This window comes from Thalassolituus pacificus, assembly GCF_025318105.1.
In the GTDB taxonomy this organism is placed as follows: Bacteria; Pseudomonadota; Gammaproteobacteria; order Pseudomonadales; family Oceanobacteraceae; genus Venatoribacter; species Venatoribacter pacificus.
The window spans coordinates 1-15985 of the sequence record NZ_JAOANI010000028.1; the positions used below are offsets into that span (position 1 = coordinate 1).

A 15985-nucleotide genomic window follows, 5' to 3' on the forward strand; every position below is an offset into this window, starting at 1 on the left:
ACTCAGAAGTGAAACGCAGTATCGCCGATGGTAGTGTGGGGCATCCCCATGTGAGAGTAGGTCATCGTCAAGCTCTTATTCTAAGGCCCCGTCAGCTTATACTGGCGGGGCTTTTTCATGTGCGCACTTCCCTGTGCCAACCCTTCAGGCAGCTTCGCTGTGCGGAACAGCATCCTGCCGTTCAGTATTTGTCTGAATAAAATACCTGCAATAACTTAATGGCTCTCCGATGACCACCCTGCTGTACAGGCCACAGCCATAAAGGTGTTAACTTCGCCAACCAGGTACTTACTCCAAGCCTCTGTAGCTCAGCTGCAGGGGTTTTTAATGGTAGATGTAAGCCAAGGCCCTGCGGGATTGAATCAAGGCGTCTGGGATAAATACAACACTGTGTTTATTGAGTTCTGCAGGGCAACAGTCGCCATCACGTTTGCTCTGATCTGCCATCTATCTGTTTGAAGTGTACTGCCTCGGCCAACGAGTGCTGAATCTGCAGCGCTGTCTATTTTCCAGCTCTTTTAACGGCTCTTCAACATCGAAGCTGGTGATAGATTTTTGTTTTAGGTCCGCAATTATTGGATATGTCTGTCCAGTGGGATAACTTTTTTTGGTTAAGACAAAAGCTGGACGTGGGTGCGCAAATGGAGAGTGTCAGCGGGATTCTTTCAATAAAACAAAACTAAGGTCTTATTTATTTGTGTAAAGGGTACGGACGTACTTCTAATATTGATTGATGCTTTTCTGGCAGCCTGTAACCTAAGTTAACAAATTATAAAAAACATAAACAAGCGATCACCACGGTTACTCTCCACCTGTATTACAGTCATTAATAGTAATCTTCTCCGTGCTCGCTTTATTGTACCAAGGTGCCAAGTGATAAAAATAATCTTCACGCTTGTCCTTATCGTATCTATGCCAGCTGTCGCACTGGCAGCAATGCAACCCATGACTGACGAAGAATTAGGCGTCCAGACAGGACAGGCTTTTTTTCAGATTGATCGTGATACGTCAGGTTCTGTTGACTTTACGAAGTTCACTTTTGGTATGGACATTGACATATCCATGAACTCTGACCTTGTGGAACTTGGTCGATATGACCGTGCGGGTGAGGCTGCAGGAAGCAGTGATATCAGAATTAATGATTTTGCTCTTGGTAGCGTAAACTCTGACGGTACGCTTAATCCATTCCACATCACAGATCCTTTTTTCGAATTAGCTTTTGAAGATGTTAATGGCAAGGAAGAGTTAGTTGGTATTCGTTTAGGCTTTGGCTCTGCATTAGGGAAACTCAGTGGAAATATTGAGTATCTTACCGGGAATATTGAGGTAAAAGTTGCCGGTACTGCTGCTCCGATTATCGATCAGGCGAACGCTGGTCAGCAATTTCTTTTATGGGTTGCAGGTGTTAATGATAGTACCGAATTAGAAGCTGCAGCAGAGCTTGTTACCGCTTCGGGTGATCCTGATGCTGTTCGCGCTCAGTGGATTGGTGTGAAGAATGGTGACACTTTAGGGTGTCCATCTGGAGGTGGGAACTGTAGTGGCTGGACGGGAGGTTTGCTTAGTTTATTTTCTTCTGGGAACTGTGCCGTACTAGGTATCGCAACCTGTTTCCCTTTGAGTAACTTTCGTACACTGGACATAGGATCAGGTAACAATGCCGCGTCAGGAATGTTTATTTCATTTCAGACAAAGTCAATTAACTGGATTGATAATGGTGCCGGAACCCCCACTGTTTCTGGCGCTTTTATGAATATCCCAAATGGTGGTATTACGGTCGACTTTGAACAGTCCTTTAATGGCATTGAACGTATTCGTACCAAATTTCTGGATCCTTACTATGACTAAGAATCTTCGCTATGGAATGTTAAGCGCAGCTCTTTTATCTGTAGTCGTTCAGGTTAAAGCAGAACTTATCGGCTTGGATGATCAGGAGTTGGGAGATGTTGACGGCGAGGGTATCGGCTTTATTCTTGAGGATTTCGCTTTTGAAGCGGGTACTGATGTCGCCAATGGTAACCGGCTGGATATCAGCGGTATTAAAAATAAAAATGGTCAGGATGTCGTCCTGAGTGTTTCTCAGTTTTATGTCGCTGGCGCGAACAGTAACCGTGGGTCCAATGTTATTGGCAATCCGGTTAATCTTGGTCGTCTGCTCTATCCCTACAATCTGGAACTGGTGGATGGAGATACGATAGGTATTGCCGACAAGGCGGTATTTGAATACAGCGCACCGCAACGAAATACAGGTTTGTTGTCAGGCACGGATAGCATGCTTGTTTTGGCGACAGAGAACAGGACAGAAAGACGCTTCCCTAATCAGCAGCAGTCAACGGGCCAGCGTGTTGATCGTGTTACCGGCATCGACACGTCCGTATTAAACAGCAGAGCGGCAGAGCGTGCTGACTTCGGTATTCGTTATGACTTAAATGTTGCAGGTTCTCAGGCTCAGTCACTCGAAGGACATGCCCAGGGGGTTGCTATCGATGGCAGTTATATCCGTCTGTGGGGTGAAAATAACGAGATGGTTGGCAACTTGGCATTAAAAGTCTTTGCCAGCGACCTGACGTTTTATGCCTGTGATTCGGCAGGCAATAATTGTGGCCAAGATGTTCGCTTTCAGAACTTCGTGCTTGAGAACGAGTTGGGCTGGGGGGAGAAGCAGCCGGTGACTTTTGAGGTAGATTCGAGTGGTAACTTCACCATTGAAGTTGGCCGTCTGAATAGTGCCTGTGCTGACTTGAATTCTTCTGGTGGCTGTTCTCTGGGGAGTGCGGGTTACTCTGATTTTTATAACAACGGCCCTCGTGCTGATATTCATATTGGGAAGTTATCTGTGGGTGGCTCAGACTTCGGTAGTGCCACCATTTCCAATATGCAGATTCAGTATCTGCGGGCAACGAGCAGAGACTTATGATGAAACGCTTACTGATCATCTTTGCTTCCTTCATGCCAACTTATGGCTTCGCATTGGAGCCTTTAAGTGCTGAAGACTTAAGTGCTGTATCCGGCCAGGGAGGGGTATACCTGTCTGGTGATATCACCATTAACGAAAACGGTGGTCCACTGAACGTTGATGGTCCGTCGGCCAATGGCTATAGCTGGCAAACCAGTTGTACAACAGCCTCAACCGATAAACGCTGTGGTGGACGTATTGCCGTCAACTCAGGTGCTGGCGGTGGTTGGTTGGTTCTGGATAATATTCGTGGACGCTTTTCTTTTGAAGGATTAACCCTGCGAACCCGAAAGATTAATTCAGATTTTGATGGCGATGGTGCGGCCTTTAATAGTGATGTTTTTGAAATCGGTTTACCCAATAACCTGAATTATGAAGATGCCTCATTCACCATTGCCAACAGTAACAGTGCCCGGCCGACGGATACTGGTTTTATGCAAACCGATATCATGACAGTCAATATCAACGGCAAAGCCAATTTGCAGGGGAACCTGCTGATTTTCCCAACCGGGGCGCCATGATGAAAAAAATAATAATAAGCAGTTTGGTTGCAGCGCCTTCATTGCTGAATGCTGGCCTGGTGCCGATGGCGGACCAGGAACTGCAGACAGTTAATGCACAGGCGGGCATTACGTTAGAAACTTCCAGCCATCTGACGGTCGGCGACATTACCTATACAGAGGATGCCAACAGACTGCAGCTACAGAATATTGAGCGGGGTAGTCAGGCTGATATATCACTGCCTTCGTCCAGCAAACAGGTTGTTGATGTTCTGGCAGATGGATCGTTGCAGATAAACAGTGAGGTTTATCCAACCTCATTGTCCATCGGTGCGATCCGTATCAATGACACGGCAGCAAGCTTTGGTCAGTTTCGTCTGAATTACAGCGGTACGAATACCATCAAGGTTGGTGCAAGCAGCTCGCTTGATAATTTTCTTGAGGGGAGCTTCCAGACATCAATCAGTGATGCAGAGCTGATCTGGACAACCAATGGCAGTTCGGTGAGTTTTGATGATATCGGCTACAACGCCAATATTACCCGTCTGGCTATTGGTGAAGCGGTTGATGGCTCCCGGACAGGATTGAATTTTGATCTGGATGAATTCAGTTACTCCTTCTCTACTGGCGGCGTGAAGTTAGGTGGCGTGTCGCTGGGCACCTTGGCCGGACAGCTGGCATTGTCGGGTGATGCTCAGATTTTTGCCGGTGGACGTGATGGTGCGGAAGGTATCAGTCTTAATGCATCGTTAAGTATTCTGGATGATCCAACCAACTATGTACGTTTTACCGATGATGGCAATTCACTGTTTATGGGTAATTTCAGCGGCGCGCTGAATGTTATTAACCTTACTTTTGATGTGATGTCTGATCATCTGTTGCTGGGCTATGACCAGTTAGATGGTTCCTTTAATGCGAATCAAATTCTGATTGGTGACAGTTCTAATCCTGTTGGTGCAATTCAGCTGGATTTTCTGTTTAAAGATGGCAATGGCTATAGCAATCGTATGGCTTTTTATCCGGGTATTCGTCAGCCGGTTTACGCCAACCTGCCTGTTGCGATTCAGCCTTATGCAACCAGCTTTTATTCCGGTTTGAATAGCAGCAGCGACGGTATTTCGGCTGCGGTTGAATGGAATCTGGCGAATGCAGAAGCTGCCTATATTGATAATGGCCGTATGGTTGTTGTCAGTGGTATCGAAAGCTATGGTCGTGGAGACCTGACGCTGGATGTGCGCTCATTCGATCACGATAATAATGCCGGAACCGCAGATAAAACCGCGATTGCCATGGGCATGAACCGCGTTCAGGGCAGTTACAGCATTGATGGTTTGCGTGTTGGTAACAAAACGGCACCGATTCAGGGCGGCGCTGAGTTATTGCTGTCGCTGGAAGTGTTCCAGGCCATGGATTTCAATCTTGATGGCTATACGCTGATCACTGCTGGCGGTGTCAGTGGTGGCGGCATTCAGATTGACGGCGATTATTTGTTCAGTGATACCAATATTGGTTTGTCCATTGATGAAAACGGTAATGGTGTCTGGGCCACCGGGGTGAATTACGACATGCACCTGCGCGGTATTCAGGTGGATGTCAGCAATACCGGCCTCAGCGTTAACCGCACTGAGCAGTGGAGTACCATGAATATTGATAATATGCGCTGGGGCGATAAAAACAGCGGTCGCAGCCTTGGCCGTATTCAGCTTGAGCGGTTTGAAAAAGGCTCATCTCTGACCATTAATCCTGGCGGTTCTGGTGCCGTCTGTGTTGGTGCCAGTGGTGATGCAGCGAGTTGTGCCTCAAATGGTGGTCGTTGGGAAGACCGTGGTAATGAAGGGATGACGGTTGCGTTAAAAGCCGCTTTTGCACCAGAAGGTCCGACCAGCGATGGCTCCATTGCCCGTAACCGTCTGACCTGGGAAAACAACCGTAACCTGGATGGCAGTGGCAATCCGATCAATGGCACAGGAACGCAGATTATTTTTGATTCTTACAGTACCAGTGATGGTCTGGGTGTAGCCGATACCAACGATTATGGTTTTCAGGCCAACCTGAAAATCGACGTCTATGAAACCAAGGTTGCCAAAAAATTTACGGGTGCTGATGATAACGGCATCATTGGTAATCAGGGCGATGAGCTGATTTACGACGATGCCAGCCGTACCACGTATACCTACGTTGCAAACCCAACGGCGGCTCAGCTGGCCTTGCGTCCACAGGGCTTTGCGGTACAGGGTAATGTTTCCTTCAAGGACCTGCAGATTGATCAGGTGCAGCTGAAGCATCCGGACGTCGCTCTGCCACAAACCGTATTCTCCGGTATCGTGATGCAGAACCTGAATATGACCACTAACCTGACGGCGACACCTATCCGCTAATCTCATACGGCTGCTGCCAATCACTCTGATCGTGCGTATACTATGCGCTCGATTCATTGGCAGCGGAGTAGCACATGAGCCAGCAAGACCGTTTGGTCATTTTTGACACCACCATGCGTGACGGCGAGCAGAGCCCGGGCGCGTCCATGACCAAGGAAGAAAAGGTCCGCATCGGTAAAGCGCTGGAAAAAATGCGCGTTGATGTGATTGAAGCTGGCTTTGCCGCCGCATCTCCGGGCGACTTTGCTGCGATTCAGGCCGTTGCCGAAGCGGTTCGGGAAAGCACCATTTGCAGCCTGGCCCGTGCGGTTGACCGCGATCTGGAACACGCCGCCGAAGCACTGAAAAAAGCCGAGCGCGCGCGTATTCACACCTTTATTGCTACCTCGCCAATTCATATGCAGTACAAACTGCGTATGCAGCCCGATCAGGTGGTTGAGCAGGCGGTTTACGCCGTGAAAAAAGCCCGCAGCTTTGTTGACGATGTGGAGTTCTCCTGCGAAGACGCCGGCCGCTCTGAAAACGATTTTCTGTGCCGCATTATCGAAGCGGCCATTAACGCCGGTGCGCGTACTATCAATATTCCGGATACCGTGGGTTATGCCATTCCGGAAGAATTTGGTTACAAAATCAAAACCCTGCTGGAACGTATTCCTAACGCCGATAAAGCTATTTTCTCGGTGCACTGTCATAACGACCTTGGTTTGGCTGTTGCCAACTCGCTGGCTGCTGTAGCCAATGGCGCGCGTCAGGTGGAGTGCACCATTAACGGCTTGGGTGAGCGTGCCGGTAATGCGGCACTGGAAGAAATTGTGATGGCCACCCGTACCCGTCACGATCTGTTCAATATCAGCACCAATATCGACACTACCCAAATTGTACCGACGTCGCGTCTGGTATCGTCCATTACTGGTTTCCCGGTACAGCCGAACAAAGCCATCGTTGGCGCCAATGCCTTTGCGCATGAATCCGGTATTCATCAGGATGGCGTGCTTAAGCATCGTGAAACCTATGAAATCATGAAGGCCGAAGATGTGGGCTGGGGTGCCAATAAAATGGTGATGGGTAAGCACTCTGGCCGTGCTGCATTCCGCAGCCGTCTGGAAGAGCTGGGCGTAACTTTTGATACCGATGCGGCCCTGAACGAAGCCTTTACCCGCTTTAAAGAACTGGCGGATAAAAAGCACGAAATCTTCGACGAAGATCTGCAGGCACTGGTGACAGAAACCATCAGTAACTCCGCACCGGAAGCTTATAAGCTGGTGGCGTTGGAGTGTCATTCCGCCATCGGCGAAACCCCGGTCGCAGAAGTGGTGGTCAGCCATAACGGCACAGAACGGCGCTCTAAAGCCAACGGCAGTGGCCCGGTGGATGCCGCGCTGAAAGCCATTGAAGGTGTGGCCAACTCCGGTGCCAATTTGCTGTTGTACTCTGTCAATGCCATCACTCAGGGAACCGATTCTCAGGGGGAGGTAACCGTGCGTCTTGAGAAGGGCGGTCGTATCGTGAATGGCAGTGGTGCCGATACCGATATCGTTGTGGCGTCTGCCAAAGCCTACATTCATGCGCTGAACTTGTTGCTGACCGGCTCTGCACGTCAGCATCCGCAAGCCGACGGCGTATAACGGATGCGGGAGCAGCAGCGACTCGATTATTTACAGGCGATGGGCATCGTGCAGTGGATGCCCCGCCAGCCGCTGCCCGGCGTCCCTGCACCACGCTGGTTGCCGGAAGATGCCCATGCTGCAGCGCCACGCCCGGCGCTGACGTCTGAGGGTGGTGGGCATATAGCACATCCCATGGCTGCGCAATTATTGCATCAGAACGCTGTGGAGCCTGCGCTTAAAACGCACGCAGCGGCTACCGCTGATTCGGTCGCTGCGGTTCGTACCGGTACGATGGCAGCTCCAACCAGAGCGCCGGCTACTGACGCACCTGCGTCTGCGCAGTCTGTTACTGCCGGTCATCCGGTTACTCCTGTGGATGGCACGCCACCGCGTTTCGAGCTGCATTTCCTGCGCGTTTCCGCCCGTGGTGTCTGGGTATGTGACGACGCCTCTCAGGCTGAGCGTTTGGCGGCCTTTGCTTATCGGGTGATGTCAGCCTTGCAGGCCCCGGCAGGATTGCTGCAGGCGCCGTTGTGCTTCCGCTGGCCGTTTATTGAATCGGCCCACGATGATCAAAGCCTGCCTGTCGCGCAGCAAGCGCTGTCGGCGCAATGGCAATTTTTACGCGACAACGGTGTGCAATACGCCGTGACCTTTGGCGATGGCAGTCAGCACTGGTTACAACAAGTGCAGGCACCGTTGTTGTTCCGCGGGGCAGCGTTGCCGGATGTTATGTCTGATCCACGACAGAAGCGCCAGCTCTGGAAAGCCCTGCTGACTCAGGCCGAGTTATAACATCATGCATGTCCGTCCTGCGGTTGAAGCCGACTTTTCTGCGGTGTATCAGATTGAACAGCTGGCGCATTTTCATGCCTGGCCAGAAAGCGTATTACGCCGTTATTTTTCCCGTGAACATTGCGTCTGGGTGTTGGAAAACAACAACCGGATTATTGCCTATGCCGTGATTACGCTGGTGGCTGGTGAATCTGAATTGCTGATGATCGCCGTTGACCCAAAACAGCAGGGGCAGGGTGCGGGTCGTGTGCTGATGAATGCATTGCATGATTTTCTGCTGGAACAGCAGGCGGAGCAGTGGTTTCTGGAAGTACGGGAAAGCAATCACAAAGCGATTGCCCTGTACGAGTCTATAGGTTTTTGTCAGGCCGGATGTCGACGTAATTATTATCCGACAGCCAACGGTCATGAGGATGCCCTGCTTTATTGTCTGGAGCTGCAGGCATGATTGACTCCGGCCTCCTGCCTGAAATGGCGCTCTGGTGGTCGGCCATTCTCTCTGTTCTTTTATTAATTCCTGCGCTGCTCAGTTATAACTGGCAGGCGTTACTGAATATGCGCGCGGCGCAGAATTTCTTTTTTGGCAGTGTGGTTGTACTGGCTGTATTGTGGAATATGCAGGCCGGAATATTACCAGGGCTGAGTTTTCACTTAATGGGCGTGACTGCGATTACGCTGATGATGGGCTGGCGGCTGGCGCTGCTGTCCATATTACTGGTGCAGGTTATTCTGGTGCTGGTGGGAAAGCTCTGGTGGGCGGCTCTGCCCTATCAGTTTTTATTGGCCGGTGCTTTACCGGTGTTATTCAGCTACGGTTTTTATCTGCTGGTTTACCGTCGTCTTGCGCACAATCCCTTCGTTTATATTCTGGTGGCCGGATTTTTAAATGCCGGTTTAACCCATGGATTTTCCGACTTTTTACAAGGCCTCAGTTTGTGGATACTGGATGTCCATCCGCTGGAATTAATCTGGCGTGATTATCTACGCTACCTGCCGATGATGATGTTCCCCGAAGGGGTGGTAAACGGCATGTTCATCACCGGTATGGTGGTTTACCACAGCCGCTGGCTGAGTACCTTCGACGAAGATTCTTACTTTAACTGATCCACACTTATAGCTGAACGCCTTTTCCGTAACACAATAGTGTTAATTGGCGCTTTATCACATATACAGATTTTCCTTTCTTATCGTAGTCTCACTTTGCAGAGAAACTGCATAATTAAAACGATAGTACAAAAGGAATTATTGTGAAGAACTATAAGAAATTTCTCACTACAGCTCTTCTTGGGCTGGCTTTACTCCTTACGGGCCAGGCGAAAGCCGAACTGGTTGACAGCTTGCTTCCTGTGCCTGTCGAAGAAGGGTGGAATCAGAGTCTATGGAAGCTGAAACTGATGCATTCCAGCCCAAATGGCCGTTATTTCTCGTATATTGAATATGCCGGTGAAAGCATTGATGCTGGTGCCCTTGAATATTCGCAAGAGCGTGCTCTTATCTATCGGTATGTCGTATTTGACAGGGATACAGGCTCTTCTTTGCATACCGCTGAAATATCTGCGACCAAACGTCTGAGTGATCTTGCAGTGGAACAACTTTTTCTCTTTCCGACCGATGAAGGAGGGCTTTATTTCTCCAGCCTTAATGGCGATGAAAATGATGGTATCTATTATTTGAATAGTAATGGGGTATCTGAACGTGTTTTTGAAAATCAGAAAATGCTGTTCTCTCTGTCATCGAATGGCCGCTACTTTTTATTGTCAACGGCTAATATATTTGAAGAAAATCCGGAAAACTTGAATGATTATTCTTTCCTGGATAAGCAGGAAGGAATCAGTTATTCACTGGATTTTTTGGAAGGATATAGCTTTGGTGTATCGGGTTCGTATTATATAACAGATAATGGAAAATTTATTGTTGAATCCAGAAACCCTAGCTCTTTTCAGTTGGTTGATTCAGTAACCCGTTCTTTGGTTGATGCTGAGCTATTAATTGGAAATCATATTGGAGGTGATTTTTCCTTTGGCAATGGTGTGCTATTTACTCCCGATGGTCAGGGCCTGGTAGCTAGGGTTAGTCAGAATAATGAAGTAAAAATTGTCTATTATGAGTTTTTAAATGATACTTTGAGGACTTATAGTATGGCAGATCTTGGATTAACGGCCTCTACGGGGTCTACAGAATATACTCGGCTGGATATCACTAATATTAGCTTTGGTCTTTCTGGATCAACAGGCGTTGATCGGGATGGAATCATTCATTATTACGCATATTCTACAGAACAGCAGAGGCCATACCTTGGAATATTTTCGCTGAAAACCGGGCAACTTTTAGAGTTAAGCTCTCTGATTTCTGAATCGGATCAGCGAGGATTTAATCCCATTGTGGCTGGTGGGCCGGGCGGCAGTTATTATTTTCTGCGCATGAGTTTTACCGAAGAGGGGGGGCTGCTACCGGGTGGGGAATATTTCTATCGTCCGATAGAAGGTGCATCACAAGCACTGAAAATTGTAACGCCTGCTCAGGTTATTGATACCTTCTATTCCCCACAATTTTCCCTCGATATTAAAACATTGGGCGAACATTACGCTGTAGACGCAAGTTGTACTCTGAATGGCCCGGCGGCTCTTGCATCGGCTTCCTACGGAAACTGGGGTTCTGCAAACCGTTTGCAGTTACCTTTGCAGTGGCAGGGGCAAAGTCTCAGCGGAGCATTATCTCAGACGGCACCCGACGCTGCCGTTGATGGTGAGCAGACGTTATTTAACACCGTTGTTCTTGCGGAAATGACGACCGATACCCTGACAGTTAACTGCAGCGGTGATATGTCAGATGCCAGTGGTCATTTATTATCCGTAATGCCTGACACAATCACCATTACTCTGGATGACGGTATTCATGGTGGAAACTCGGCTGTTAATGGGCAGATTGTATTGCCGGGTGGCGTGAGTGCAGAAGATGTGGTGGTTAATATCACAATTGATGGCCGTACCATTTCAGTGACGCCGGACGAAAACGGAAACTTCAGTTTCTCTGGTTTGCGTGCCGGAGATTTTACTGTTGATTTCCAGAGCGAGGGTTATGTTCAGTCCTGCATGAATGCAACGCTGGATGGTACTGGTAATCATGATTTTGGCCAGATTGAATTGCTGGCAGGTGATATTAATCAGGATGGTGCTATTGATATTGCAGATTTCACTTTTCTGTCAGGCCGCTATGGCACCCAGCAGGGTGAAGAAAGCTATGTTCAGGCTGCCGATCTGAATAAAGACACGGTTATTAACGTTCAGGATCTGGCTATTCTTGCCAGTCACTTTGGTTCGCAGCAGTGTAATCCGTGAGGAATATATGAGGGGGCGGCAACGCCCCTCATTATGGGGATTTATGAAATTATTTTTAAATGTAATGTTTTTACTGATGGCCGCAGCCAGTCAGGCAGAAATACTGAAAATTGCTGAGTTGGACCGGGATGGTGTTCGCTGGCTGGTGGTATCAGCAGATCAGCTTAAGCCACTCTATGGTATTGATGTTGAAATGACGTTCAGCAGTGACAGTCTGGAGCTTGTTGCCACGAGTGCTGAGCAAGGTGCTGCGCCTGTAGTGCCTGGTGAGTTATTTGGTGGTGGAACTTTTACCATTGTTAACCGCGCAGATATCCGCGCGGGAAAAATCCGCTACGCAGCGAGCGTGTTGAATCCGGCACCTGAAATAAGTGGCAGTGGCGTTTTATTTTCTGTCCCTTTCCGGGCGAAGGGCAAAGATGCCGGAGAATTTGCCATTGTGAGTGCTGAAGCGGGAACCCGTGATGGCGTTAAGAGGAGCTTACCTCTGGTTGCGCCGGTTCAGGTTCTGCCGCCCCGGAGTGTGCCGACTTCTGCCGCAGAAAAAGCCGGATACGCTTTACCTTTCGAGGTCGCGGCGGATAGTGGCAGCTTGCCTGTTTGGCTGGTGGCTGTTGTTGGTGCCGTGTTGTGTATTCTTATTTTGCTGGCGGTGCTGTTGTTTCGCCGTATTCGCCAGCTGGAACAACAGCAGGGCTGATCAGCGCGGCGCGTATTTCTGCAGCTTCCGCTGCAGGGTACGGCGGTGCATATTCAGTACTCTGGCAGTCGCCGAAATATTCCCCTGTTGTTCATTTAACACGCGCTGGATGTGTTCCCACTCCAGCCGTTCTACCGACATCACGCTGCTGTTGTCCGGCAGTGGTTCCTGAGTCTGGCCTGAATCGTCAAAGGCGGCGATTAACTCCTGCAGGGTAGCGGGTTTGTGCAGGTAATTATGTGCGCCCAGTTTTACCGCTTCGACAGCGGTCGGAATGCTGGCGTAGCCGGTCAGCATCACGATGCGGCAGTCGGGGTGTTGTTGCTTCAGACGGCCGATCAGGCCCAGGCCGGATTCCTGTTCCAGCCGCAGGTCGAGGGTAACCCATTGTGGCTTGAGATCCTGCGCGGCTTGCAGAGCTTCGTCACCGCTGGCGGCGACCGCGGTCTGATGGCCCTGACGCTCAAGGCTGCGTGCCAGTACCTGGCTGAAATGCAGATCATCATCAATGATCAGAATGCGTTTGTGCGCGGGGTTATCCATGATGTCGGCTCAGAGGCAGGGTGATACGGCACAGGCTGGCGCCGCTGTTTTGTGCAATCAGATGGACGGAGCCGCCAAACTGTTCAACGCTGGCATTGCTCAGGTAAAGGCCAATGCCCATACCGTGTTCTTTCTGGCTGTGAAATAAACTTTGCTGATGAATGCGTGTGGCTGCTTGTGGATCGGGCTGCAGAATATTCAGATGCCACTCTCCACTTTGGACCACGCTGTGCAGATGCACCGGTTGCTGACCAGCCTCGGCGGCGTTATCCAGCAGGTTGAGCAGTGCCTGATCAAGCAGAGGAGAAGATGGAATCTCGGCTTCACAGGCGATGCCATTATCCACCCAAAGGGCATTTGGATGACTCAGCCGCCAGCGATGCAGCAGATTGATTAACCAGGTGTGAGCCTGATGATGGCCAACCTGATGGGCGGTGCGTCCGGCGTTGGCCAGTTGTTGCAGAGACTGACGGCAGACGGTGACCTGTTCGCGCAGAATATGCAGATCATGGTTACTCAGCGGATGGTCGGGTTGCTGAGCGATGTCGTCGAGAATCATGTGCATCGTCATCAGTGGTGTGCCCATTTCGTGGGCGGTGCCAGCGGCCAGAGTGGCGATGCCAATCAGCTGCTCGTTTTTCAGCTGCTGTTCGCGCAGTTGCTGGATTTCCTGCTGTTGTTGCTGGGACGATTTCAATAACAGCGGAATAAAGGTGACCACAATCAGCGCGCTGATAACAAAGGTGAGCCACATGCCCGCCAGATGCAGATCAAACAGATTATGACTGGGCAGGCCATGCACATGATTGCTGAGCAACGGCTGGAACCATTGGGTCAGCAGGCTGTAGTCGGCAATGCAGAGCACGGTAATCAGCAGTGAATAGCTCACCGGCAGGCTGTAGGCACTGACAACCAGCAATACCAGAAAATAAGAAATAAAAGGGTTAGTCGCGCCGCCGGTAAAAAACAGCAGACCGGCCAGCAGTTGGCACTCGAACGCAAGATGTAACAGCAAATGCCAGTCCTGGAGGTTACGGCGGTAACCCTGCCAGCCACTGACGGCCAGCAAGGGTACATAAAGCGCTAACAGTGCCCAGGCGATATCCAGGCCAGCAAAGCCCTGCCATTGCAGATACAGCAGAAACATCAGCCAGATACTGGCGATGGACAGGCGCAGCAGGGCGAGGCGTTGCAACAACAGGTTCAGTTTATGAGTCATGGCGGCATTATAGCGCCAGTGCCGTCGCGCGGCAGTAACAAGCAGCGTGTCAGAGTGTCACGTAAACACGATTCTTGATGCAGAGCAGGAATCACAGTCAGGTTCTCTGCACCGGGCCGGATACAGGAATCGTCTGGTCAATTGGCGAGGCTTTGCATATCATTGCGCCCCTCAGACCGGGTTGCGGCAAGCGTCCGGATATCTCCTGAATCCAGCGCTATGCTGGCAGGCCAGGCTCAGAAGAAGATCGCAAGCGATGTCGAAATCCCCATTTGAACTGGAAGTCGGTAAACGCCGTACTTTCGGTATTATTTCGCACCCCGATGCGGGTAAGACCACCATCACCGAAAAGCTGTTGCTGTTCGGTAATGCCATTCAGTTAGCCGGTACAGTGAAAGGCAAGAAAACCGGGCGTATGGCCACCTCTGACTGGATGCAGATGGAGCAGGACCGCGGTATTTCCATTACCACCTCGGTGATGCAGTTTCCGTACAACGGCCGCATGGTTAACCTGCTGGATACACCGGGTCACGAAGACTTCTCGGAAGATACCTACCGCACCCTGACTGCAGTCGACTCCGTACTGATGGTTATTGACGGCGCCAAAGGTGTAGAAGACCGGACCATCAAGCTGATGGAAGTCTGCCGTCTGCGTGACACGCCGATTTTTACCTTTATCAACAAAATGGACCGCGAAGTCCGTGACCATATTGAAGTTCTGGACGAAATTGAAACTATCCTGAAAATTAAGTGCGCCCCGGTTACCTGGCCAATTGGCATGGGTAAGGCATTTAAAGGGGTGTACAACCTGATCACCGACACGATTCATGTGTTTACGCCGGGTCAGGGCAGTGTGGTGCCGGATGATATTCAGATTCAGGGGCTGGAGTCCGCTGAAGCAGAAGCCTTGCTGGGCGCTGATTTAGTCGCCGAGCTGGTGGATGAAATTGAACTGGTGCGTGGCGCCAGCTATGAGTTTGATCTGGATGAATATCTGCGCGGTGAAATGACCCCGGTATTCTTCGGTACGGCACTGGCTAACTTTGGTGTGCGTGAGCTGCTCAACTATTTCGTTGAGTGGGCACCGGCACCACTGGCACGTGAAACCGATAAAGGCCTGATCGCGCCGGAAGACGATAAGTTCACCGGCTTTATCTTTAAAATTCAGGCCAATATGGATCCGAAGCACCGTGACCGTATTGCCTTTATGCGCATCTGCTCCGGCACCTATAGCAAGGGCATGAAGATGAAGCACGTACGCATTGGCAAAGATGTAAAAATCGCCGATGCCGTAACCTTCCTTGCCGGTGACCGCTCGGCGGTGGAAGAGGCTATTTCCGGCGATATCATCGGTCTGCATAACCATGGCACTATCCAGATTGGTGATACCTTCACCTTTGGTGACGATATGCAGTTTACCGGTATTCCGCATTTTGCACCGGAACTGTTTAAGCGTGTGCGTCTGAAAGATCCGCTGAAAATGAAACAGCTGCAGAAAGGCCTGCAACAGCTGTCCGAAGAAGGTGCTACTCAGCTGTTTATGCCGCTGAATAACAATGACCTGATTCTGGGCGCAGTGGGTGTGCTGCAGTTCGATGTGGTACAGCAGCGTTTGCGGGATGAATACAAAGTGGAATGTATTTACGAGCCGATCAGTGTCAGTACCGCTCGCTGGGTGTACTGCTCTGATGAAAAAATGCTGGAAGAATTCAGACGTAAAGGCGGCGACAACCTGGCCATCGACGGTGGCGGTTACCTGACCTACATCGCCCCGACACGGGTGAACCTGAGCCTGACTCAGGAACGCTGGCCGGATATTCAGTTCAGTGCCACACGCGAGCATTAATGCTGAAAGGCTGAAGCAGCAAAACTGAAACAGTAAAAAATAAACCCCGGATATCCGGGGTTTATTTTTTGAGTTCTGCTCAATCAGAATATGACCTGAATAT

General features: G+C 50.2%; 13 protein-coding genes and 1 rRNA gene. 12 read left to right on the forward strand and 2 right to left on the reverse strand.

Features of this window, described 5'->3' with window-relative positions:
* The 11 genes from rrf to NYR02_RS14675 form a co-directional block, all read left to right on the forward strand.
* Positions 1 to 73 (forward strand): 5S ribosomal RNA (rrf, locus tag NYR02_RS19655); the annotation flags it as partial.
* Between the two features lie 872 nt (positions 74 to 945).
* Positions 946 to 1848, forward strand: a complete 903-nt coding sequence (locus NYR02_RS14630; RefSeq protein ID WP_260977096.1) for a hypothetical protein — start codon at positions 946 to 948, stop codon at positions 1846 to 1848.
* The gene (locus NYR02_RS14635; protein ID WP_260977097.1) at positions 1841 to 2917 is read left to right on the forward strand and encodes a hypothetical protein; all 1077 of its coding nucleotides are present in this window, start codon (positions 1841 to 1843) and stop codon (positions 2915 to 2917) included. The genes NYR02_RS14630 and NYR02_RS14635 overlap by 8 nt, the downstream gene beginning before the upstream one ends.
* Entirely contained in the window at positions 2914 to 3477 is a 564-nt protein-coding gene (locus NYR02_RS14640) for a hypothetical protein (RefSeq protein WP_260977098.1), read from the forward strand. The genes NYR02_RS14635 and NYR02_RS14640 overlap by 4 nt, the downstream gene beginning before the upstream one ends.
* Positions 3474 to 5834, forward strand: a complete 2361-nt coding sequence (locus tag NYR02_RS14645; protein WP_260977099.1) for a DUF6160 family protein — start codon at positions 3474 to 3476, stop codon at positions 5832 to 5834. The genes NYR02_RS14640 and NYR02_RS14645 overlap by 4 nt, the downstream gene beginning before the upstream one ends.
* 74 nt (positions 5835 to 5908) lie before the next feature.
* Complete coding sequence (locus tag NYR02_RS14650) at positions 5909 to 7459, forward strand: 2-isopropylmalate synthase (RefSeq protein WP_260977100.1); 1551 nt, start codon at positions 5909 to 5911, stop codon at positions 7457 to 7459.
* A 3-nt stretch (positions 7460 to 7462) separates the two neighbouring features.
* The gene (locus NYR02_RS14655; RefSeq protein WP_260977101.1) at positions 7463 to 8236 is read left to right on the forward strand and encodes a hypothetical protein; all 774 of its coding nucleotides are present in this window, start codon (positions 7463 to 7465) and stop codon (positions 8234 to 8236) included.
* Between the two features lie 4 nt (positions 8237 to 8240).
* Complete coding sequence (rimI, locus tag NYR02_RS14660; protein ID WP_260977102.1) at positions 8241 to 8684, forward strand: ribosomal protein S18-alanine N-acetyltransferase; 444 nt, start codon at positions 8241 to 8243, stop codon at positions 8682 to 8684.
* Positions 8681 to 9340 carry an energy-coupling factor ABC transporter permease gene (locus tag NYR02_RS14665; protein WP_260977103.1) on the forward strand — a complete coding sequence of 220 codons (660 nt, stop codon included), beginning with the start codon at positions 8681 to 8683 and terminating at the stop codon, positions 9338 to 9340. Before rimI ends, NYR02_RS14665 begins: the two co-directional genes overlap by 4 nt.
* Positions 9341 to 9483: 143 nt before the next feature.
* Entirely contained in the window at positions 9484 to 11574 is a 2091-nt protein-coding gene (locus tag NYR02_RS19540) for a dockerin type I domain-containing protein (protein WP_260977104.1), read from the forward strand.
* 43 nt (positions 11575 to 11617) lie between these two features.
* Entirely contained in the window at positions 11618 to 12274 is a 657-nt protein-coding gene (locus tag NYR02_RS14675; protein WP_260977105.1) for a cohesin domain-containing protein, read from the forward strand.
* On the opposite strand, the gene NYR02_RS14680 is transcribed toward NYR02_RS14675, so the two are convergent.
* Both NYR02_RS14680 and NYR02_RS14685 read right to left on the reverse strand, forming a co-directional pair.
* Entirely contained in the window at positions 12275 to 12817 is a 543-nt protein-coding gene (locus NYR02_RS14680; RefSeq protein ID WP_260977106.1) for a response regulator transcription factor, read from the reverse strand. It abuts the gene before it with no gap.
* On the reverse strand, positions 12810 to 14036 hold the full coding sequence (locus NYR02_RS14685) for an ATP-binding protein (RefSeq protein WP_260977107.1): 1227 nt from the start codon (positions 14034 to 14036) through the stop codon (positions 12810 to 12812). The genes NYR02_RS14680 and NYR02_RS14685 overlap by 8 nt, the downstream gene beginning before the upstream one ends.
* A 256-nt stretch (positions 14037 to 14292) precedes the next feature.
* Here NYR02_RS14685 and NYR02_RS14690 point away from each other — a divergent pair, with 256 nt between their 5' ends.
* Positions 14293 to 15882 carry a peptide chain release factor 3 gene (locus tag NYR02_RS14690; protein ID WP_260977108.1) on the forward strand — a complete coding sequence of 530 codons (1590 nt, stop codon included), beginning with the start codon at positions 14293 to 14295 and terminating at the stop codon, positions 15880 to 15882.
* Positions 15883 to 15985 lie beyond the last annotated feature (103 nt).